The organism is Lactobacillus panisapium (genome assembly GCF_019469265.1).
GTDB lineage: Bacteria > Bacillota > Bacilli > Lactobacillales > Lactobacillaceae > Lactobacillus > Lactobacillus panisapium.
Window position 1 is genome coordinate 1,211,235 of record NZ_CP048268.1, and the last position, 21,746, is coordinate 1,232,980.

Sequence of the window (21,746 nt, forward strand, 5' to 3'; positions counted from 1 at the left end):
GGCTAACCTCCTTTATTTAAACCTACCATAATATTCAAGTAGTTTCTTAGCCAATTCATTTCTAAAGTATTCCAAAAGGCCAATAACTTGTGAATATGGCATATTATTCGGGCCAAGTAAAGCAATTATGCCCTTGCCATGGGAGCCAACGCTATACTCTGCCGTAAGCAGACTATAATCTCTTAACAAATCATTTGACAATTCAGAACCCAAACTTACACGTACCGGATATTTGCCACCATCTGAATTAGTCTTGTCATCAACAAAATTAGAAATCAAATCATTGTGATCAATCAATTCATATAGTGAACGCAAGCTAGAAACATCATCAAACGAACTATTATTCAATAAGTTGATTTGACCATCAACGTACATCTGCTCACTAGCAGCATCGTTAATAACATCTTCAACTAAATCAATTAGTTCGCTTACATGATTACTCGTTAGCTTTTTACCCAAGGTCTGATTAAGCAAGGTAGGAGTTATCTCACTTAAAGCTTTTCCTACGAGCTCATCGTTAATCATCCGCACAGCTTTTTCTACTTCATCACCGTGAACATTATAAGGTAAGCTGTAAACTTGGCTATGGACGTTACCATCACTAGTTACCAAGATTGCCATAATTTGGCGATTAAATAACGGTACGATTCGAAAGCCAGTGATAGTTAAATCACTATTTTCGGGTCCCTCTGCAAAAGCAGTGTAATTAGTCAAGTCAGAAAGAATTTTGGCAGCTTCCTGTACAATCTCGTTGACTTGGTGAAAAGGCTGATCTAATTGACTAACAATTTTCTGGTAAACAGACGACGGGATTTGAAGAGGTTCAAGTAAATTATCTAAGTAATACCGATATCCTTCAGTAGACGGTACGCGTCCACTTGAAAGGTGTGTTTTCTCAAGTAATCCCTTGTCTTCCAAAGCAGCCATTTCATTACGAATAGTTGCACTAGAAACTTTAATTGGCAACTGATTCATGACCGTTTTAGATCCAACCGGTTCATGCGTTTGCGTAAAATCATTAATAATTGTCTTTAAAATTAATTCTTGACGTTCGGTCAACATAAAAATCGCCCTCACTTTTAGCACTCATACTTATCAGGTGCTAACAATTATTATGATACTAGTTTTTAGCAGAATGTCAAGTCGAGTGCTAAACTTTTTTATGACAAAATGCAGTTTTCTAATTAACCGGAAGAATTTATTAGTTTCTCTGGGCAAAATAAGCCTTTATTTCAGCTTCATCTTGTTTCATCTGCATTTTTAGCTCGTTCAAGTTAGCAAACTTAATCTCACCACGTGTATACTTGTACCACTTTATAACCATGTCCTCGTCATAAGCTTCTTCATTAAACCCAAATAAATTAGATTCAATAAAAATCTTCTTATTATCATTAATAGTTACATTATAGCCAACACTAGTCATTGAGTCATACCATTGACCCTTAATTTTAGTTCGGGTTGCATACACGCCAACCTTTGGCACCACTTTGTTAGTATCCCATACTAGATTAGCTGTAGGAAAGCCCAATTTATGCCCATTACGCAGACCATGACCTACTGTCCCAGACATAACATATGGCGCACCCAAAAGTTTTTGTGCTAAGTCCATCTGACCAGCAGTAATTGCCTTTTTAATTTCCGTCGAGCCAATCTTTTGACCATCATAAGATTGTTTCGGAACATCAATTATTTCAAATCTGCCTCTAGCAAATTTAGGAAAATTTTTCATATTAGCAATATCTTTAGGACCATAAGTATAATCAAAGCCAGCCACTACCGTGTCAGCACCCAGTTTGACGACAATGTTATCAACAAATTCTTGTGCAGTTAACTGGCAAAATTGCTCATTAAAATGCATGACCAATAAATAGTCGACACCAAGTTTTTGCATTTTATAGGCTTTTTCACCTAAATTATCTATATAGGTAACTTGTGAATTTTGGTAAACCTCTTTAGGATGACGGTCAAAGGTCATTACAACCAAAGGCAAGTGCTTGTCGTCTGCCTTTTTTTTGGCAATTTTAATTAACTGCTGGTGTCCGAGATGGACGCCATCAAAAAAACCAAGCGCTAAGATAATATTAGTTGGAAATAGCTTTTCGCCGATGGGGTAAGTTAAATGGATAATGTGCACGATAAATAACCTTCATTTCACCTATTCGTTTTGTAACAGCATCAAATCAGGGCGATAAACAGCATCATCCTTTTGATAGATTGCTTTAACGCTATTATTGTACCTTAATGCAACCTTTTTTGCATTCGTTTTCAAAGGGATTGAATTGCCATTTTTTACTTTCAGCCATTGACCACTAGTTAAATCGCAAGTTTCATAGTCCTTAAAAAAGGCATCAATTGGTTGAATAAAGTTGGTCACTTCATCAGGATGAGCAATAATTTGATCAAGTTTAACCGCTTGATCAATGGTAAAACCAGAACTTGCAGTCCGGCGTAATGTTTTCATCACGGCTGGAACCCCGAGCCGGGTGCCTAAGTCATTAACAAGGGATCTTACATATGTACCTTTACTGCATTCAATTTGAAAATCAAATTCTTGAAAACCGGTTTTTGAATCAAATACCGGTTCAGACATAGTATCATAGGCAAAAATTTGCACTTGCCTTTTTGGCCGGTCTACTTCGATACCCTCACGAGCGTATTCATATAGATGCTTACCATTAACCCGGACAGCTGAATAAATTGGTGGTACTTGTTCAATTTGGCCAACAAATTTTTTCATTTGCTGTTCAATTTCTTCTTTTGCAATCGGATCAGTCAACTTCTGACTCTTGAGAACCTTGCCACTTATATCATAGCTATCAGTAGCATAGCCTAAAATAGCTGTTCCCACATATTTCTTATTTTGCGTATGCATTAGTTCAATTAACTTGGTAGCCTGACCAATCGCTATTGGCAAAACACCAGTTACATCGGGATCCAAAGTACCAGCATGACCGATTTTCCTAATATGAAGGGCTTTACGTAAATGGTAGACGACGTCAGCACTGGTCATGCCTTTGTCTTTATCAACCACTAAAATTCCATTTATCATTTTACCTTACCCACTAAAAAAGCGCCCAACAGCGCTTTTTGGTTAATTATTTCGATCTTCATCTTGCTTTTTAACTTCAGCAATTAGTCGATCAATTTTACTACCATATTTTACTGAATTGTCTCGCTTGAAAATTAATTCAGGCACTTTATAAACTGTTAAAATTTGACCAAGCAAATGACGCATCATGCCCTTTGCTTTTTCAAGTCCTGCAGCAGCTTCTTCTTCCTTTTTTGGATTTTCAGAAAGAATGCTGTAGTAAACAGTTGCATACGACAAATCATTAGTACATTCAACTGCAGTAATTGTAACATCGCTTACGCGTGGATCACGAATATTTTTCCGCAGAATTTTGGTTAATTCACGGAGGATCTCTCCTTCAACACGACCTACTCTGTGTTTCATGTTTTCCTCCCCGTCAAACTAGTTAGGCTTAACTTCTTGCTGTTCAACTGCTTCTAATTCATCACCAATTTTAATGTCATTATAGCCTTCAATTGTCAAACCACAGTCAAAACCTTGCTTAACAATTTTAGCATCATCCTTAAATCGCTTAAGTGAAGCAACTTTACCGTTATAAATGACCACACCGTCACGAATTAAGTTGACATCAGAATCGCGTGTGATGTAACCCGAGTCAACAAAAGCACCAGCAATAGTTCCAACTTTAGAAACTTTCCAAGTTTCACGAACTGTTAAGTTGCCGACAACCTTGTCCTCGTATGTTGGCTCAAGCATTCCTTGCATAGCTGCCTTAACATCATCAATCGCCTTGTAAATAATACTGTATAAGCGAATATCGACACCATCAGCCTCAGCTTGCGACTTAGCAGTTGCCGTTGGTCGAACATTAAAGCCGATGATGAAGGCATTGGAAGCACCAGCCAATGTGACATCAGATTCATTAACGGCACCTACGCCTGCGTGAATAATGTTAACGCGAACGCCCTCTACCTCAATCTTTTCTAGAGATTGTTGCAAAGCTTCTGTCGAACCTTGAACATCTGCCTTTAAGACAACATCGACTTCCTTCATATTCTCTTTCTTCATTGTGTCAAACAAATTATCAAGAGTAACATGAGTAACATTTTCACGTGATTGTTGTAATGCTTGTTGAGCTCTTTGCTCACCAACACTTCGAGCAGTCTTTTCGTCATCAAAGACAACGATCTTATCGGCTGATTCAGGAACATCATTCAAACCAGTAATTTCAACTGGCATTGAAGGTGTTGCCTTTTCAACCTGCCGACCACGATCATTGGTCATTACCCGAACACGACCAAACCGGTTACCAACAACAATTGGATCACCAGTATGAAGCGTACCTTGTTGAACTAACAAGTCGGCAACTGGACCACGTCCACGAGATAACCGAGCTTCAATAACAGTACCGATAGCTTTTTGTTTTGGATCAGCCTTTAATTCCATCACATCAGCTTGAAGTAAAATCATTTGCAATAATTCATCAACATTTTCACCAGTTTTGGCAGAAATATTAACAAAGATGGTATCGCCACCGTAATCTTCTGGAATAAGATTATACTTCATCAATTGCTCAGTAACATGTTGTGGGTTGGCGCCTGGAGCATCCATTTTATTGATTGCAACAATAATTGGAACTTTAGCGCTTTTAGCATGATCAATCGCTTCAATTGTTTGTGGCATTACACCGTCATCAGCAGCTACGACCAAAACAACAATATCAGTAATCTCTGCACCACGTTCACGCATATTTGAAAAGGCCGCGTGTCCAGGGGTATCCAAGAAGGTAATCAAATGATTATCAATTCTAACCTGATATGCACCAATCTTTTGCGTAATACCGCCAGCTTCATGGTCGGTAACATGAGTATGACGTAAACGATCAAGTAAAGTCGTCTTTCCGTGGTCAACGTGACCCATGATTGTTACTACAGGTGGACGCTTAATCTGATGCTTAGATTCCTTAGAGGCTTCCATTCTCTTATTGTATAAGTTATCAATATCAGACATGTCCTCATGAACTTTTTCTTCAGCATTAATTCCGTATTCAGCCGCTACTAGTTCAATTGCGTCCTTATCCAAAGATTGATTTTGATTAGTCATTACACCAAGCATGAATAACTTTTTAACAATTTCTGCTGGTTCACGGTGAAGAATTTTACCCAAATCTTGTGCATTCATCCCAACTTCATAAACTAAAGTTTCTGGTAATGGACGCTCTTTTCTTTGAGTTGGCTGCTTTTTCGGCATTTGTTCATATTGCCGTTTCTTATTCTTGCGCTTACGCTTCTCTTGGTGCTTAGAATAAGTATTGTTGTTATTGCCAAATGCTTGATTCTTTCCTTTGCGACCTGGTTTACCATTATTACGTGAATTATGGCCATTACCACGACGCTTTTCTTCTTTGGCAGGCTCTGGAACAGAATTATTGTCGATAGCCTTTGGCCGCTCTGAAGTAGCAGTTTGGTTCTGCTTCATTCTAGCTGGCGAGGGCTTAATAATTTTAGGACCGGTCACTTTAGGAGCAGAAGTTTCAACTTTCTTTACTTTAACAACTTCTTGCTTCTTGGCACTGGTTTCTTCCTTAGTTTCTTGTGGTTTACTTGTATTATTCTTATAAGACTCACGAGCCTTTTCAGTTTGACGATTCAGCGTACTCTCTTCAACTCTCTGTTTTTGTTTTAATTGCTTCAAAAGATCTTGTGCAGCGGGTTTCTGTGTTCTTGTGGATTGTTCTCGGTTAGAACGTTGCTGTGAATGATCTTGCTCTTTGCGATTGCGGTTGTTTGAACGGTGATTATTATTGTGCCGATTGTTCTTATTACTTTTACCGTCTTCATGGTTTTTCTCATTTTTACGGATGGAAGTAACAGAAATCTTAATCTTGCTACTCTTTTTAGCAGCTTTTTCTTGCTTTTTGGCGGGAGCGGGGTTACGAAAACTACCCTTTAACTGATTCACTTGTGAATCCTCTAGTGATGACATATGATTTTTTACATCAAAGCCAAGGTCTTTCGCCTTATTGACCACATCTTTATTATCGATGCCTAAATCTTTTGCAATTTCATAGATTCTTTTCTTAGCCATCAAATCACACTCCTTCATTTATCTTTTGTATTAACGCTTTGCAAAAACCTGTATCAGTAATCCCCAATACCTTACGGTTTTTACCTATTGCATGCGATATCTCGCTACTGCTGAATTCAGAAATGACAGTAACATCATTTTGCTTAGCAATTCGAGTAAGCTTTTCGCTTGTATCCGCGTGACTATCATTAGCCAAAATTACTATTTTAACTTTTTTTGCCTTTAAGCCAACTGATACGATTTCCAAACCGGAAACAAGCTTACCAGCTCGCTCAGCAAGCCCTAGCAAATTCAATGCCTTTTGTCTATTTTGCAACTTTAATCATCACCAAACAATTCTTTTCTTGCTTTTTGATGATCAACATAGGAATATAATTCTTCATAAAATGAAGCGGCAATTTTAACACCTAAGCTTCGCTCAAGAACTCCTTTTTCTTTTGCTTGCTCAATTTTATCAGGATCAAGCGATACATATGCACCACGTCCTGGCTTTTTCCCTGTAGGATCAACAGAAATGTTTTTTTCCTTATCAATTACAATCCGAACTAACTCTTTTTTCGGTTGCATGGTATTGGTTAATAAATCTTTCCGCATCGGAATTTTTCTTTTTTTCAAAAGAGTTCACCCCCTGCCTTATTCGTCGACAGTATCTTCACTTTCAGTAGAAGTTAGTTCAGCATCTTGCTCTGTTTCTTCATCTTCTTGAGTAGAAGTAGCGGCATTCTCATCTTCATCATCAACTGAAGAATCATCGTCAGCTGAAACGGAATCAGCAATATCTTCAGCGGCTTCATCTACTACATCGTTTAAAGCGGCATCTTCATTTTCCTGATTGGCTTCGTTTGAGCTTTCATCGACAAACTCAACTTCTGATTCTGGCCTGATGTCAATCTTGTAGCCCGTTAGCCGAGCAGCTAAACGAACATTCTGACCCTTTTTACCAATGGCAAGCGATAACTGGTAATCCGGAACAATTACCAATGCACTTTTTTCATCTTCTTCATCGCCAAATTGAACCGCAATAACTTCTGCAGGGTTCAATGCATTGGCAATAAAATCAGACGGATCTTCTTCATACTTAACGACGTCAATATTCTCGCCACCTAGTTCATTAACTACGTTTTGAACTCGGGCACCGCGTTGACCGACACAAGTACCAACAGGATCAATGTTTGGATCGTTAGACTTAACGGCAATCTTAGTTCTGTCTCCCGCTTCACGCGCAATCGAAACAATTTCTACCGTCCCATCGTAAATCTCAGGAACTTCTTGTTCAAAAAGACGCTTAACCATATCAGGAGCTGTCCGTGAAACAGTAATTTGTGCGCCCTTGGTATCAGAACCAACATGAGTGACAAGTACCCGAATCTGGTCTTGAGGGTTATAAGTTTCGTTAGGCATCTGGTCGTTTCTAGGCATAACAGCTTCAACATTACCAATTTTAACATAAACAAAGCGGTTGTCGCGCCGTTCAACTGTACCCGTAATCAATTCATCTTCATATTGTGAATATTCGTTAATGATATGGTTTCTTTCAGCTTCCCGCAAATGTTGCATAATAACTTGTTTAGCTGTTTGTGCAGCAATTCGACCAAAGTTCTTAGGTGCAACTTCAAATCTGATTTTATCGCCCAATTCGTATGCTTTATTAATGGCTAAGGCATCTTTCAAACTGATCTCCAGTCTGTCATCGTGAACTTCTTCAACAACAACTTTCTCAGTCATTAATTTGAAATCGCCTCGGCGTTCATCAAATTCAACAACAACATTGGTTGCCTGATTATAATTCTTTTTATATGCCGCAACAAGCGCTGCCTCGATAGCTTCAACAATCACATCTTGTTTGATACCCTTTGTTTTTTCTAAAGTAGCAAACGCCTCTAGCATTTCTTTAGACATAAGTTTTAATCAGCCTTTCTAAAATTCAATTGCAAAACGTATATTTGCAATTAACTTACGGGGAATAGTTAATTGTTTCCGCCTTGTTTTTATCTTTACTTCTAATTCGATTTCATCAGTATTAAATGACTTTAACGTACCTTCGTATTCTTTTTCACCGAGAACTTTTTGGTAAAGGCCAACGTGAACGTAATTATTCAATGCTTTTTGCCAATCCTTCTCAGATTTTAAAGGTCGTTCGATACCAGGAGAAGATAATTCTAAAACGTAAGGATCAGGGAATGGATCAGGCTCGATTTCATCTAACTTGGCGGAAATTAATTCGCTAAGTCCAGCTATTTCGTCCATATCAATTCCATTTTCGCGGTCAACATATATTCTTAAATAATTTTGACCTTTTTCTTTTACGTATTCAATATCTACAAATTCATCATTGCGTTGTTCAATGATTGGTTTGATCTCTGCAAGTACAGAATCTTTAACTTTCGTCAAGTACTTTCCTCCGTAATAAAAAGAGTGAGCAAAACTTGCTCACTCCGAATCATTTATTCGAACTTCTTTAAGAAGTATACCATAATTATATTAATACTGCAAAATTTAAAAGAGTGAAAGTTGATTTTGGTCAGGCATCCCTTCCAAAACTTCATTTTCTTCTAAATAATCCATAATTGTTTGCGAAACTTTTCCTCTCTTAGATAAGTCTTCTTTGGAGAGAAATTCTTGCTCGGTCCGAGCAGCCACGATTTGCTTTGCGGCATTATTTCCTAGACCGGGAACAGCGTTAAACGGAGCCAAAATAGTGTGCTTATCAATAATCTTAAAATTAGTTGCTTCCGAATTATTGATATCAACCATTTTAATCTTAATTCCCCGCTCAAGACACTCATTTGCAATTTCTAAAACAGTTAATAAGCTTTTATCCTTTGCTGAGGCATCATTACCCTTTTCTTGAATATCCGCCATTGCTTTCTTGACAGTATTTTTACCATGACTCATTGCAACTAAGTCAAAGAGGTCAGCCCGCACAGAAAAGTAAGCAGTGTAGTAAATTTCAGGGTAATATACTTTAAACCAAGCAATCCGCAAAGCCATTAGAATATAAGCAGTCGCGTGGGCCTTCGGGAACATATATTTAATCTTCAAACAAGACTCAATATACCAGTCGGGGATTTTATCATTTTTCTTCAAAACTGCCATGTCATCATCACTAATACCACGACCGTGACGAACAGATTCCATCGTGGAAAATGCAACCTCTGGTTTTACCCCCCAGTGAATCAAGTCCATCATGATGTTATCCCGACACCCAATTACATCTTTCAACTTGCAAGTTCCATCATTGATAAGTTCTTCGGCATTGCCTAGCCAAACATCAGTACCATGAGAAAGTCCAGAAATCTGTAACAATTCAGAAAATGTGGTTGGCTTGGTTTCTTCCAGCATTCCACGAACAAATCTAGTTCCAAATTCTGGCACCCCTAGCGTTCCAGTTTTTGACTGAATTTGTTCAGGAGTTACTCCTAATATTTTTGGACTTGAGAAGAGTGACATGACACCTGGATCATCTGGTGGAATAGTCAGTGGATCAACTCCAGATAAATCTTGCAGCATTCTGATCATCGTCGGGTCATCGTGTCCTAAAATATCAAATTTTAAGATATTATCATGAATTGAATGGAAGTCAAAGTGCGTGGTTTTCCAAGCAGCGTCAACATCATCGGCTGGATATTGAACAGGCGTGAAATCGTAAATGTCCATGTCGTCAGGAACAACGACGATTCCCGCTGGGTGCTGGCCCGTCGTTCTTTTTACTCCACTGACGCCAGCGGCCAACCGATCTAGTTCGGCTTTTCTTAAATTAAGTTCTTTTTCTTCATCGTAATGCTTAGCATAGCCATAGGCCGTTTTATCAGCCACAGTAGCAATAGTACCAGCACGATATGAATTGCCTGGGCCAAACATAACCCGAATAAAATTATGGGCAACAGGCTGATAGTCACCGGAAAAATTCAAATCGATATCTGGGACCTTATCGCCGTGAAAGCCTAGGAAAGTTGCAAACGGAATATCTTGACCATCTTTAACGAGTTCGGCACCACATTTAGGACATTTTTTGTCGGGCAAGTCATAACCAGAACCATATTCACCATTTTCAAAAAACTCTGAATACTGGCACTCGGGACATCGATAATGCGGCGCCAAAGGATTAACTTCAGTAATACCAGACATTGTTGCAACTAGACTAGATCCAACCGATCCCCGTGAACCAACTAAATAGCCATCTTTATTTGACTTAGCTACTAGTCGTTGAGAAATCAAGTAAATAACGGCATAGCCGTTAGATATAATCGAATTTAATTCCATATCCAAACGATCTTGAACAATTTTTGGAAGTGGCTTGCCATAGAGTTCATACGCTTTATCGTAAGTTAGCCGTTTCATTTCCTCGTCGGAATTTTCAATATGAGGTGGATACAGTCCATCCTTAATCGGCGCAATTTCTTCAACGGATTCAGCAATCTTGTTTGGATTAGTAATTACAATCTCTTTTGCTGCTTCTTCACCTAAAAAGCTAAACGCATCAAGCATTTCTTGCGTTGTATAAAAATGCAAATCGGCTTGTTTCTTGTTTCGTTCAGGATTACTACGCTGAGCAGAAATTAAAATTGTCCGGTAAATAGCATCATGTTCTTCCAAATAATGAGCATCGCCAGTTGCAACAACTGGTTTATCTAGTTCATGCCCCAACTTATAGATATTGGTTAGGATTTCTTCCAATTCTGCTTGGTCGGCAATTAAATGATCCTCAATTAACTGCGAATAATTTGCTGGTGGCTGCACTTCAAGGTAATCATAAAATTTAGCTTTTTTCCGTGCTTCGTCATACCCTTTCTGCATCATTGCAACAAAGACTTCGCCTTCAGAGCAACCGGAACCATATAGTAACCCCTCATGATTTTTAACTAAATCTGATTTAGGTGTACGTGGAATGCGGTAAAAGTATTTGGTACTGGCTATTGATACCAAACGATACATATTTTTTAAACCTGCTTGGGTTTTAGCTAAAATGGTCATATGCTGCGGTCGCGCCCTCTGAAAGACTTGTCCGTGGGCAGCATAATCATTCATTTTACCAAGATCATCCTCACCATACTTTTTAGTAAAAGCTTCTAAAAGCTTAAACATTAAGTAACCCGTTGCCTCGGCATCTTGATTAGCACGGTGGTGATGTTCAAGAACAACATTATATTTCTTTGCAAGAGAATCTAACGTATGACGCGTTTGTTCTGGGTGAAGCAGCCTCGAAACTTCAAGTGTATCAACAACTGGTTGCGTAATTTCTGCTAAGTCCGCACGCCGTAAAGCGGCATTAACAAAGCCGACATCAAACTGAACATTATGACCACACAACGGACGATCGCCATAAAAATCTTGAAATTGCTTAATAACAACAGCTTCATCATCGGCAGCCGTGACCATTTCATCAGTAATCGAAGTTAAATTAATAGTTTGTTCACTTAATGGATGATGCGGATTAATAAATTTATCAAAACGCTCAAGGACTTCACCGTCCTTCATTTTGACAGCACCAATTTCAATAATAGTGTCATAAACAGAAGACAAACCAGTTGTTTCAACGTCAAAAATCACAAATTCCCGGTTTTCGTAAGTCATAGGAGCTGGATTTAGTACTAACAAAGCATGATCATCAATCATGTTGGCTTCCAGACCATAAACAATTTTGACACCATTTTTCTTACCAGCATTATATGCTTCAGGGAAGGCTTGGACATCTGCGTGATCAGTAATTGCAATTGCCTTTTGACCAAATTTCTTAGCTGCGGCAACAAAATCCGAAGCAGTATTAGTTGCATCAAGCTGACTCATATTAGTATGAAGATGCAATTCTACCCGCTTTTCTTCACCATCGTATTTTTCTTGCCGGCCGACATGTTCTACTGCTTCAAAGCTGGCAACATTGAAAACCACATCATGACTCCATTGATCTTCTGAAGCTGATCCCTGCATTTTTGCCCAAGTGCCAGGTTTTAACTCTGAGATGCTATTCATTTGTTCTTTGTCAGAAATAAATTTTTTGAAAGAAATTGAATCTGAATAGTCAGTAATTTCACCGGTAAAAATCACGGTACCCGTCTTTAATTCGCGACTTTCAATATTAAAAATGTTACCTTCAATTACAACATTACGCGTTCCGTCAATTACCTCTTTTATTTGAGTGATTGGTAAACTCTCGTCAAGTTGTCGGCTGCCATAGCGTGTTTTCCTAGTCGGATAATTATTTTGCTGCTTCGGTTTTTCTTTAGGCGGAGCGGCATTGTATGCCTCCTGCATAATTTGCTCATGTTGTTCTTGTAACTGCTGTAAGCTGGCCAAGTTACTCTGTGAATTTGCTTCATCTATTTCAGTCACAAATTTAAGATTAAAAAAGCCATAGTCGCGCATTTCTTCAGCAAGCTGGTCCAGCATTTTTTGCTCAATTAGACCATCAACAACTAAATTATCGACTGGAATAATCCAACGACCATCCTCTTTTTTGGGTTTATGGCTAGAAATAAATTCGCGTGCAACCGGTTGTAAAACTTGCGAATTTTGCACAACAAAATGCCAATAGTCCGTGAGATAGTCGTCTAATCCATCTTTCGTACGCACAAATAGACGGGTTTTAACAAAAGATGAAAAAGTAGCATTTATCGCCTTATTTAATGCGTCATATGTTTCAAATTTAAGGGGTGTAGTAAAAAGAACGTGAATATCCCACCTATGTTCTTTAGCGTAAACATCCACGTTCTCAATTTCGCCTTTTTGCAACAAATCATTATCTGAAAATTGATTTGGAAAATTAATTTGTTGTAAAAGTCGTAAGAAAAGTTCGTTTTTATTAGTCACGAAAATTATCCTAACTCTTTATTTACAAAATCGGCAAGTTCAGCAACCGAAATTTCGCTAGCCTTATCATCTGTTGGTCGCTTAACTTCCACAATACCTTCACTAGCCTTTTTACCGATAGTAATTCTAATTGGGGCTCCAACTAAATCTGCATCAGCAAATTTAACACCAGCCCGTTCGTTACGATCATCATATAATACATCATAATTAGAACTAAACATTTTCTCAAGTTTTTCAGCTAACTCGGTTTGTTCTTCATCCTTCATTTTCATTTGAACAATGTGCAAATCAAACGGAGCAATTTCCTTTGGCCAAGCAATGCCAAATTTAGTAAGATGTTGTTCAATAACAGCAGACAAAACTCTGGTTACACCAATGCCATAGGAACCCATGATTACGGGTTGTGTCTTACCATTTTGATCTAAGAAATCTGCACCCATTTTTTCGGTGTAGTACGTTCCCAACTTAAAGATGTGTCCTACTTCAATTGAAGTCGTAAATTTTAATGGTAAGTGATCAACTGGATCAGGTTCGCCCTCGTTCGCAACCCGAAGGTCAGCAAATTCATTTACTTTAAAGTCGCGGTCAAGGTTAGCATTCTTATACTGATAGCCCTCTTTGCCTGCACCAACAATGACGTTAATCAGACCTTCAACTGTCTTATCGGCAATCACTTTATCTGCCCAATCAGAAGCAACTGGGCCTACACTTCCCTTGCCAACTCCCGTGATTTCCTTTAATTCATCGTCAGAAGCAACACGGACAGAATCTGCATCAAGAGCATGAGTTAACTTGACTTCATTAATTTGTTTATCACCGCGAATAAGAACCAATACTTTTTCTTGTTCATTTACAATGTATAAAACGCTCTTAACAATTTTAGTCTTAGGAACAGCTAAAAACTCAGCTAAATCAGCAATTGTTTCTTGTCCAGGTGTAGCAACTTCTGTTAATTCAGCTTCATCTTCAGGCTCTGGTTTAAAAGTATCTTCGCTAACTGCCATTTCCAAATTAGCAGAATATGTTCCTGTTTCATTGGTCGCAATAGTATCTTCACCAATTGCAGCAGGTGCTTGAAATTCAGTTGAGTTTTTGCCACCCATTGTTCCTGAGTCTGCAATTACTGGAGTTACTTTTACACCGCAGCGCCGAAAAATTGCTTCAAACGCCTTTTTTTCATCATCAAATTGTTGATCAAGTTGTTCTCTAGTTGCTGCAAAGCTATATGCATCAAGCATAATAAATTCTCTGGTCCGTAGTAAACCAAATCTTGGGCGATTTTCATCCCGAAATTTAGTTTGAATTTGGTAAAGAGCAATTGGCATTTGCTTGTAGCTCTTAAGATTTTTGGCAACAATTTCTGTAAATGTTTCTTCATGAGTTGGGCCTAGCAGGCTCTGACGACCGTGACGGTCTTTTAACCTGAACATTTCTGGACCATATTTTTGCCATCTACCAGAATCCTCCCACAAAGTTGCAGGTAAAAGTTCAGGCATTGCCATTTCTGGCACATTAATTTTAGCCATTTCTTCTTCCATTATTCTTTCGGCCTTTTTTAAGACACGATAGCCTAATGGTAAATAAGCATAAACACCAGCTGTTACTTGACGGACATATCCGCCACGAAGCATCAGCTTATGACTTTCAGCAACAGCATCTGCTGGTGCTTCTTTTGACGTAGGCATAAATAATTTAGATTGACGCATTAACAATTCTCTCCCAAGAAATAAATTTCTAGATTTTATTTTATAAAGTAGCGGTAAATATCATTACCGGTAACTGCGATTATTAATAGTAATAAAAGGCCAAAACCAATTAATTCAACTATTGCTTCATGATCTTCCGATATCGGTTTGCCACGGAAAATCTCAATGAGATTAAGCAAAAGCTTTCCCCCATCAAGGCCAGGAATTGGCACTAAGTTCACAATTCCTAGATTTATTGAAATCATTGCCAAGAATGCTAATAAGTAGGTAAAGCCCATTTGTGATACCTGTGAAGTTTGTGAATAAATACCTACAGGTCCAGACAGCTTATTTAAGCTAAAGTGCCTAATCAAGCCGCCAAGTGCATTAAAAATCATTCCGGTTGTTGATACAGCTGTATCCCAACCACGCTTAGCCTTTGCAAGGACACGGTCATCACTTTTGGCTTTGATACCAATTTGATAAACTTTTTGGCCTTGTATTTTCACCGTTTTGGGTTTAACAGAGACCGTCTTAGTTTTACCATGACTTGTTAAAACAATACTTAAAGCTTTGCCTTTACTGGCATTTATTTGATTAGAAATTTCATTAAAAGTAGTTGTTTTATGACCATTAATTGAAACAAATTTTGATCCAGGTTCAACCGCTGCTTGTTCAGCTGGTGAATTGGCTTCAACAGCTCCAATCGTAGTTGTTGCCGGACCGGGAATAGTAAAGGTCCAAATTAGAAAGACAACGAATCCCAAGATAATATTCATTAGGGGACCCGCAACATTAGTTGCAAGCTTTTGCCAAACATTAGCTTCTTGAAATTGGGTGTCACGAGGAGCAATGATTAATTCCGTATTGGATTGATCAATAACAGTTGCATCGTGATTAACCTGATAAGAAACTAATTTATCCTCTTCCCCATTTTCATAGCCTTTAATAACGAGTTGATCCACTAAATCAACTTCTGTTATTTGAAGCGGCAAGCCCTCAATTGGAATGTCTGATCCAGAAGCATCAATCCGAACGACTTCATTTTGCTCATTAGTCTGCAAAATTACGGTCATTCCAGGTTTAAGCTCAGCTTCATCGTCTTTACTAGCTAAACGAACATAACCACCAAGTGGTAACCAACGAATAGTATAAGTTGTAGGATTACGACGAACTTGGAATAATTTTGGTCCCATACCAATAGAAAATTCGCGCACTAAAATACCGCATTTTTTTGCGACGATAAAGTGCCCGAATTCATGGACAAAAACCAAAAGACCAAATACAACTAAAAAGATTAGTATTCCCTTCATGGAATTCTCCTAATGCACGATTCCTAATAAAGCAGCAAAGACGGGTAAAACAAATAGCATACTATCAAACCGGTCTAAAATACCACCATGTCCCGGCAGAATTTTACCTGAATCTTTAACGCCATAATACCGCTTATAAGCAGATTCAACTAGGTCGCCCATTTGACCTACAATGGATAATACAAAGGCAAAGATAACCATTTGCCAGAATGGATAATTAACATTAACAAAGTAAACGTAAATTGCGGCACATATTACAGCACAAATAGTTCCGCCAATTGAACCCTCCCAGGTTTTATTAGGACTAATTACAGGCCACAACTTATGTTTACCAATTTGCCTTCCTATCATATAGGCACCAGTATCTGTTAGCCATACTACAACAAAGACATAGCATAAAAGTGCTAACCCATTGCTGCTATTTCTAATACTTGCCATATAGTGAAAACCGGTACCAATATATAGTGAACCTAACGTGTAAACTGAAACATCGTCAAAAGTTGTCTTGTTTTTTGACAAAACTGTCCAAGTTAGCATCATCATGATTAAGGCAAAATAAATTCCATATTTAGTCCAATGGAATGGCATTGACTTAATAAAGCTATCTGGAACCGCCCAAGTAATTGTTGCAAGCAGTGCCAACAAAAAGTTAACAGAAACCAGTATCTGTTTTTTCATTAAAAAGATTTCACTGATGCCGACTGCAGCAAAGGCCACGGTCAGCCAGTCCATCCACAATCCACCCGCAATAACGATTGGAATAAATAAAATTAAAGCAATAACTGCTGTGATTATCCGTTGTTTCATATCAAAATTACCTAACTATCCGATTCATCTAGTTTGCCAAAACGGCGATGACGGTTCTGAAAATCAATGACAATTTTTTCTAAATCTTCTTTAGTAAAATCAGGCCAATTCTTCTGACTAAATGCAAGTTCAGAATAAGCCAGCTGCCATAACATAAAGTTGGAAATACGCTGTTCACCAGAAGTTCGTATTAATAAGTCTGGATCACTAAATTCTCCAAAACTAGCAGTCATCAAACGTTGAGAAATCATTTCTTCATCAATTTGATCACTATTAATCGCTCCTGTTTCAATTAGCGTTCCAATCTCTTTGACAGCTGAAGTAATTTCACTTCTTGAACCGTAATTAAAAGCAAAGTTCAAAATTAGTCCAGTATTATCTGCCGTTTCAGCCATTGCACGCTGAACAACATCATAAGTTTTACGTGGCAATTTGTCCAAAAAGCCCATGATATTGACCTTAACGTTATGCTCCATCAAGGTAGGCATAAACTTGTCAAAAAAACGGACAGGCAGATTCATTAAGTATGCGACTTCTTCTTTGGGACGAGCCCAGTTTTCTGTCGAAAAAGCATAAAGTGATAAAACTTTAATTCCCAATTCATCTGCTGCTAAAGTAATCCGTTCAACGTTATTCATACCTTCATAATGACCTGCTACACGAGGCTTACCCTGCTTAGTAGCCCAGCGGCCATTGCCATCCATGATAATGGCAAGATGATTTAATTGATTCTTTTTTACTGCCATATGTTAGCCTTGAGTAATTTCTTTACGTTTTTGCTCAGCCAGTTCATCAATTTTCTTGGTTGCTTGATCAGTTACCTTTTGAACTTCTTTTTCTAAATTGCGTTGTTCATCTTCGGTAATTTCATCGTCTTTTTGTTGCTTTTTAAGGGTATTCATAGCATCACGGCGGACATTTCTAATCGCAATTTTACCCTCTTCAGCCATTTTATTGACTTCTTTAGCAATCTCTTGTCTTCTTTCACCAGTCAATTGAGGAATTACCAATCTGATAACTTTACCATCGTTTGCTGGAGTTAATCCTAAATTGGATGCTAGTAAAGCATGTTCAATATCATCCACACTGTTTTGATCATATGGCGTAATTAATAAAACACGTGGTTCAGGAATAGTGACACTAGACATCTGGGTTAAAGGTGTTGGTGCACCATAATAATCAACTTTAACTCCATCTAGCAATGCGGCATTAGCAACACCAGCACGGATAGTACCCAAGTTTTTCTCAAAAACAGTGATTGACTTGTCCATGTTTTGTTTTGCTTTTTTAATTGTTTCGTTATTCATTTATTTGCCTCCTTCAATTACTGTTCCAATATGCTCGCCCATAACAACTTTCTTAATGTTACCTTCAGTATTTACGTTAAATACAATTAGCGGAATATTGGTATCCATTGAAAGCGAGCTAGCGGTCCGATCCATAACTTTTAAATCTTTTGAAATAACGTCGAGTTGAGTCAGTTCGCTAAACTTCTTTGCCGTTGGGTCTAATTTTGGATCGGCAGAGTAAACCCCGTCAACACCATTTTTGGCCATCAAAATAACATCGGCATTAATTTCCGCTGCGCGTAAAGCTGCAGTAGTATCAGTAGAGAAGTAAGGATTACCAGTACCTCCGCCCATGATAACAACGCGTCCTTTTTCTAAATGACGAATTGCTTTTCTTCTTATATAAGGTTCAGCAATTTGTCTCATTTCGATTGAAGTTTGCAATCTAGTTGGGACACCGACATGTTCCAGACCATCCTGAAGAGCTAAACCATTCATGATAGTGGCTAACATGCCCATATAATCTGCTTGTGAGCGTTCCATGCCAAGTTTTTCACCAGTCTCACCACGCCACATATTACCGCCACCGCAGACTATTCCAATTTGAACTCCTAAATCGTGCACTGATTTGATTTCTTCAGCTAAATGACTAATAACTGTCGGATCTATCCCTGTTCCGTTGTTACCGGCCAATGCTTCTCCAGAAATTTTCAAAACGACACGTTGATATTTAACTTGAGTCATGACAACCTCCTCTATTAACTTAAATTATTCTAACATATTAAATACGCAAATGTGGGGCAACAAAACAAAAGAGAATAATTTTATTTTAAAAAAGTAAATTTCGCTAAATTTTTCTACATTACCACCTATATTTCTTTTTTACTTTTACTGTAGATAAAAAGTAACAGCACATTTCTGGTTCAATTCTAAATTTTTATGTAAAAAAATGCTTCGTTAAGATTATTAATTTATCCTAATAAAGCATTTTTCTATTTCTTTTTATTGTAAATATCTTTGTGCATGTTGAGCAGCATTTCTGCCGGAATAAAAGGCATAACCAGCACAAGTACCCGGCATGTTAGGGCCATAGGTGTCACCTGTTAATCCTGCTGCATCATTACCGGTTGCATAGATACCAGAAATTGGTTTACCGTATTTATCTTCAAGCTCATTATCAGGGGTCACCTTTAAACCGCCCATTGTACAAAAAGCACCAACACTCAATTTGAAACCATAAAACGGTCCTTTTTCTACCGACCTTAGATATTGGGGATCCTTACCAAAGAATTGATCCTCACCATTTTCAACAAACTGGTTGTATTGTCCAATCGTCTTTGTTAACTTTTCTTGAGGAAGATTCATTTCTTTTGCTAAATTTTCAATAGTGTCGGCTTTAAAAATAAATGGTTTGTTATCAATAAGAGCTTGATCAATTTCATCTTGTAAATGAGTCATTTTTTGCCCACGTTTAACATAGACGCCTAGGCCCATAAAATTCCCTTTTTCAATCATCTCGGTAATATTTTTTTGATCTAAAATACTATATACACTATTTTGACTATACAAAGCATTTCCAGCATAAGAGAAATTATAAATTACTGATTCATCAACAAAACGCTCGCCGTTTTCATTAACCCAAAGTAGTGGCTGCTGCCCAGCAGCAACGTTCATCTGACTGTTCATCATTTTAAAAGATGGTTCTTCAGGGTCTTTTAAATAGCCACCAAATAGCATTGCCATGCCCATTCCTGCTTTTTGTCCGCCTACTTGCCAACCTAAGCGTAAACCATCACCAGTACCTTTACCAGAAGAAACGGTAACTAATCTCGTCAAATCATAGTCAGTATCATGAGCCATCATTTCTGAATTGTTCAGATAACCACCAGCAGCTAGAATAACCACCTTAGCAGTAACTGTCTCAGTTTGACCATCAGCCTCGCTTTTAAGAGTTATTTTTTTCTTACCCCCGCGACAAATTTCCAAATCAATTGCAGAAACCGAAGTCAACAATTCGCCACCTAATTTTTTAAATTTAGGCTGTAACGCTTTATGCATCACTGCGTCCCCAAAGCCTTCATAAATATGCCAAGTAGCCTCTCCTGCTCCCATTGCTTGAACGTTTTCATACTTAACACCTTCATCATGGAGCCATTGGACATTTTCTGCACTAGCATCTAAATATTTGCGCCAAATTCTTGAATCAGCTTTATACTTTGAATATTCGACTTCTTCTTGCAAAACATCAATTGTTGAAACGTCAATTCCTTGCTTTTTCTGTAAATATGAATCAACTGCAAATAAACCCTCGCTATAATTAGCCGACCCACCTGTATGACGTCCTTTTTCGAGCATTAAAACTTGATTGCCATGTTCAACGGCGGTTAAGGCAGCAGCCTGACCTGCAGCACCCGAACCAACAACGACTACATCATAAGTTGATAACTTTGTTAAACTCATTAGACTTTTCCTCCAAAATAAATAATTTATGCTTTAATCCTAGCTTCTATCTGCGTAGAATGACAGGTAGAATATTTTGCGTCAGGCGAAGATGGAGGTTCGGGTAAAAATGAATTTTGATCAACTAAATACTTTTATATCAGTAGTTGAAACGGGCAGTTTCCAAAAGACTGCAAAGACTAAATATGTTAGCCAGAGATCTGTTTCTCAATCAATGCAAAAATTGGAAGAAGAATTAGGCTTTGAACTTTTTAAGCGTGGCAAAAACAAAATTATTGTTACTGATCAGGGACAAGCATTCTTCTTAAAAACTAAGGAAATGCTTCATAGCTACTTTGTTGAAATTAATTCTTTACGTCATCAAACTACATCAGTTCACCAAGAATTTAAAATTGGTTATTTTTCACCATTTGAAGGAGCATTAATGCGAAAGCAAGTTTATGCTTTCAGTAAGAAGTATCCGAACATAAAATTTAAAATTACTGAAGAAAGTATTGAGCACCTTATTTCTGATGTATCTCTAGGTATTCTAGATATGGCTTATATATTGGACTACGGTTCACAAGAATTTTTGACAAAAAATCTAACTAGCAAAACCGTATTTCAAAGCACCATGGTTATTGGCGTCAGCAAACTCAATCCCTTAAGTCAGAACAATACCTTTCCTATTAAAGCATTGAAAGATAAGCCGATGCTCTACTATAGTCCAGAAAAAACTAATTATCTAAAACATGCTTTCCTGGCAACTTTGCCAGAAGCATATCAAAACATTCCAGTTGCACGTGTTTCAACAATTGAGCAAATGCAAACTTTAGTTACAGCTAATCAAGCTAATGCATATTATCCCGATGGTCTAATTCAATTAGGTTCTAATACCGAATCAGAAATTAGCTACCTACCTTTGCAAGGAAATGAAAACAGTCAAAAATTTAAAATTCAGTCTATTTATCCTAAGCAAAGCAAAAAGTGTAACTTAATTAAACAATTTTTAGGTTAAAATCCTGTCATTGCATCTTGGGTTCAATTAAGCTCGATCTAATTAAACGTAATCTTGGCATGATTCTCTCAGAGCATAAACTATATTCAATAGTTACAAGACTTACATATTATCCATTATTGATCGTAGTGATTACCTACAGCATTCCTTATCTTCCAATTTAAACAGACTAAAGATATGCTTTGCACTAGTATCCAGATGAAAGCTGCTGTTTAAATGACTATCAAAAATTTAGGTTTAAACTAAAGCAAAACATGGTAAAAAGCAACA

The 21,746-nt window shown here is 37.8% G+C and carries 18 protein-coding genes; 1 reads left to right on the forward strand and 17 read right to left on the reverse strand.

What is annotated here, in order from left to right; all coding sequences use genetic code 11:
• Positions 1-12 precede the first annotated feature (12 nt).
• The 17 genes from hrcA to GYM71_RS05805 form a co-directional block, all read right to left on the reverse strand.
• Positions 13-1,062, reverse strand: coding sequence for a heat-inducible transcriptional repressor HrcA (hrcA, locus tag GYM71_RS05725; RefSeq protein ID WP_103751745.1), 1,050 nt, complete (start codon positions 1,060-1,062; stop codon positions 13-15).
• Positions 1,063-1,201: 139 nt separating this feature from the next.
• A complete protein-coding gene (ribF, locus tag GYM71_RS05730; RefSeq protein ID WP_220219766.1) occupies positions 1,202-2,134 on the reverse strand; it encodes a riboflavin biosynthesis protein RibF in 933 nt (310 codons plus the stop codon).
• A 21-nt stretch (positions 2,135-2,155) separates the two neighbouring features.
• A complete protein-coding gene (gene truB / locus GYM71_RS05735) occupies positions 2,156-3,049 on the reverse strand; it encodes a tRNA pseudouridine(55) synthase TruB (RefSeq protein ID WP_220219767.1) in 894 nt (297 codons plus the stop codon).
• 42 nt (positions 3,050-3,091) lie between these two features.
• Positions 3,092-3,454, reverse strand: a complete 363-nt coding sequence (locus GYM71_RS05740) for a ribosome-binding factor A (RefSeq protein ID WP_103751748.1) — start codon at positions 3,452-3,454, stop codon at positions 3,092-3,094.
• Positions 3,455-3,472: 18 nt separating this feature from the next.
• Positions 3,473-6,118 carry a translation initiation factor IF-2 gene (infB, locus tag GYM71_RS05745; RefSeq protein ID WP_220219768.1) on the reverse strand — a complete coding sequence of 882 codons (2,646 nt, stop codon included), beginning with the start codon at positions 6,116-6,118 and terminating at the stop codon, positions 3,473-3,475.
• 4 nt (positions 6,119-6,122) lie between these two features.
• Positions 6,123-6,434, reverse strand: a complete 312-nt coding sequence (locus tag GYM71_RS05750; RefSeq protein ID WP_220219769.1) for a ribosomal L7Ae/L30e/S12e/Gadd45 family protein — start codon at positions 6,432-6,434, stop codon at positions 6,123-6,125.
• Positions 6,435-6,436: 2 nt separating this feature from the next.
• Positions 6,437-6,733: an RNase P modulator RnpM gene (rnpM, locus tag GYM71_RS05755; RefSeq protein ID WP_103751751.1), complete on the reverse strand. Its 297-nt coding sequence runs from the start codon at positions 6,731-6,733 to the stop codon at positions 6,437-6,439.
• Positions 6,734-6,751: 18 nt separating this feature from the next.
• Positions 6,752-8,017 carry a transcription termination factor NusA gene (gene nusA / locus GYM71_RS05760; RefSeq protein ID WP_220219770.1) on the reverse strand — a complete coding sequence of 422 codons (1,266 nt, stop codon included), beginning with the start codon at positions 8,015-8,017 and terminating at the stop codon, positions 6,752-6,754.
• Between the two features lie 18 nt (positions 8,018-8,035).
• The gene (gene rimP, locus GYM71_RS05765) at positions 8,036-8,509 is read right to left on the reverse strand and encodes a ribosome maturation factor RimP (protein WP_220219771.1); all 474 of its coding nucleotides are present in this window, start codon (positions 8,507-8,509) and stop codon (positions 8,036-8,038) included.
• A gap of 105 nt (positions 8,510-8,614) precedes the next feature.
• On the reverse strand, positions 8,615-12,925 hold the full coding sequence (locus GYM71_RS05770; RefSeq protein WP_220219772.1) for a PolC-type DNA polymerase III: 4,311 nt from the start codon (positions 12,923-12,925) through the stop codon (positions 8,615-8,617).
• A 5-nt stretch (positions 12,926-12,930) separates the two neighbouring features.
• Entirely contained in the window at positions 12,931-14,631 is a 1,701-nt protein-coding gene (locus tag GYM71_RS05775; protein WP_220219773.1) for a proline--tRNA ligase, read from the reverse strand.
• A 35-nt stretch (positions 14,632-14,666) separates the two neighbouring features.
• The gene (gene rseP, locus GYM71_RS05780) at positions 14,667-15,923 is read right to left on the reverse strand and encodes an RIP metalloprotease RseP (protein ID WP_220219774.1); all 1,257 of its coding nucleotides are present in this window, start codon (positions 15,921-15,923) and stop codon (positions 14,667-14,669) included.
• Between the two features lie 9 nt (positions 15,924-15,932).
• Positions 15,933-16,730, reverse strand: a complete 798-nt coding sequence (locus GYM71_RS05785) for a phosphatidate cytidylyltransferase (RefSeq protein ID WP_103751757.1) — start codon at positions 16,728-16,730, stop codon at positions 15,933-15,935.
• A gap of 11 nt (positions 16,731-16,741) precedes the next feature.
• A complete protein-coding gene (locus GYM71_RS05790; protein ID WP_220219775.1) occupies positions 16,742-17,476 on the reverse strand; it encodes an isoprenyl transferase in 735 nt (244 codons plus the stop codon).
• Positions 17,477-17,479: 3 nt separating this feature from the next.
• A complete protein-coding gene (gene frr, locus GYM71_RS05795; protein ID WP_220219776.1) occupies positions 17,480-18,037 on the reverse strand; it encodes a ribosome recycling factor in 558 nt (185 codons plus the stop codon).
• Complete coding sequence (gene pyrH, locus GYM71_RS05800) at positions 18,038-18,763, reverse strand: UMP kinase (RefSeq protein ID WP_220219777.1); 726 nt, start codon at positions 18,761-18,763, stop codon at positions 18,038-18,040. It lies immediately after the preceding gene.
• A 258-nt stretch (positions 18,764-19,021) separates the two neighbouring features.
• The gene (locus GYM71_RS05805) at positions 19,022-20,479 is read right to left on the reverse strand and encodes a vinyl phenol reductase (protein WP_220219778.1); all 1,458 of its coding nucleotides are present in this window, start codon (positions 20,477-20,479) and stop codon (positions 19,022-19,024) included.
• A 109-nt stretch (positions 20,480-20,588) separates the two neighbouring features.
• Here GYM71_RS05805 and GYM71_RS05810 point away from each other — a divergent pair, with 109 nt between their 5' ends.
• Positions 20,589-21,476: a LysR family transcriptional regulator gene (locus tag GYM71_RS05810; protein WP_220219779.1), complete on the forward strand. Its 888-nt coding sequence runs from the start codon at positions 20,589-20,591 to the stop codon at positions 21,474-21,476.
• Positions 21,477-21,746 lie beyond the last annotated feature (270 nt).

Coding starts and splice junctions, on each gene's coding strand:
- hrcA (WP_103751745.1), bottom strand. CDS start 1,062: ATGTTGACCGAACGTCAAGAATTAATTTTAAAGACAATTATTAATGAT.
- truB (WP_220219767.1), bottom strand. CDS start 3,049: ATGATAAATGGAATTTTAGTGGTTGATAAAGACAAAGGCATGACCAGT.
- GYM71_RS05740 (WP_103751748.1), bottom strand. CDS start 3,454: ATGAAACACAGAGTAGGTCGTGTTGAAGGAGAGATCCTCCGTGAATTA.
- infB (WP_220219768.1), bottom strand. CDS start 6,118: ATGGCTAAGAAAAGAATCTATGAAATTGCAAAAGATTTAGGCATCGAT.
- nusA (WP_220219770.1), bottom strand. CDS start 8,017: ATGTCTAAAGAAATGCTAGAGGCGTTTGCTACTTTAGAAAAAACAAAG.
- GYM71_RS05775 (WP_220219773.1), bottom strand. CDS start 14,631: ATGCGTCAATCTAAATTATTTATGCCTACGTCAAAAGAAGCACCAGCA.
- rseP (WP_220219774.1), bottom strand. CDS start 15,923: ATGAAGGGAATACTAATCTTTTTAGTTGTATTTGGTCTTTTGGTTTTT.
- GYM71_RS05785 (WP_103751757.1), bottom strand. CDS start 16,730: ATGAAACAACGGATAATCACAGCAGTTATTGCTTTAATTTTATTTATT.
- GYM71_RS05790 (WP_220219775.1), bottom strand. CDS start 17,476: ATGGCAGTAAAAAAGAATCAATTAAATCATCTTGCCATTATCATGGAT.
- frr (WP_220219776.1), bottom strand. CDS start 18,037: ATGAATAACGAAACAATTAAAAAAGCAAAACAAAACATGGACAAGTCA.
- pyrH (WP_220219777.1), bottom strand. CDS start 18,763: ATGACTCAAGTTAAATATCAACGTGTCGTTTTGAAAATTTCTGGAGAA.
- GYM71_RS05805 (WP_220219778.1), bottom strand. CDS start 20,479: ATGAGTTTAACAAAGTTATCAACTTATGATGTAGTCGTTGTTGGTTCG.
- GYM71_RS05810 (WP_220219779.1), top strand. CDS start 20,589: ATGAATTTTGATCAACTAAATACTTTTATATCAGTAGTTGAAACGGGC.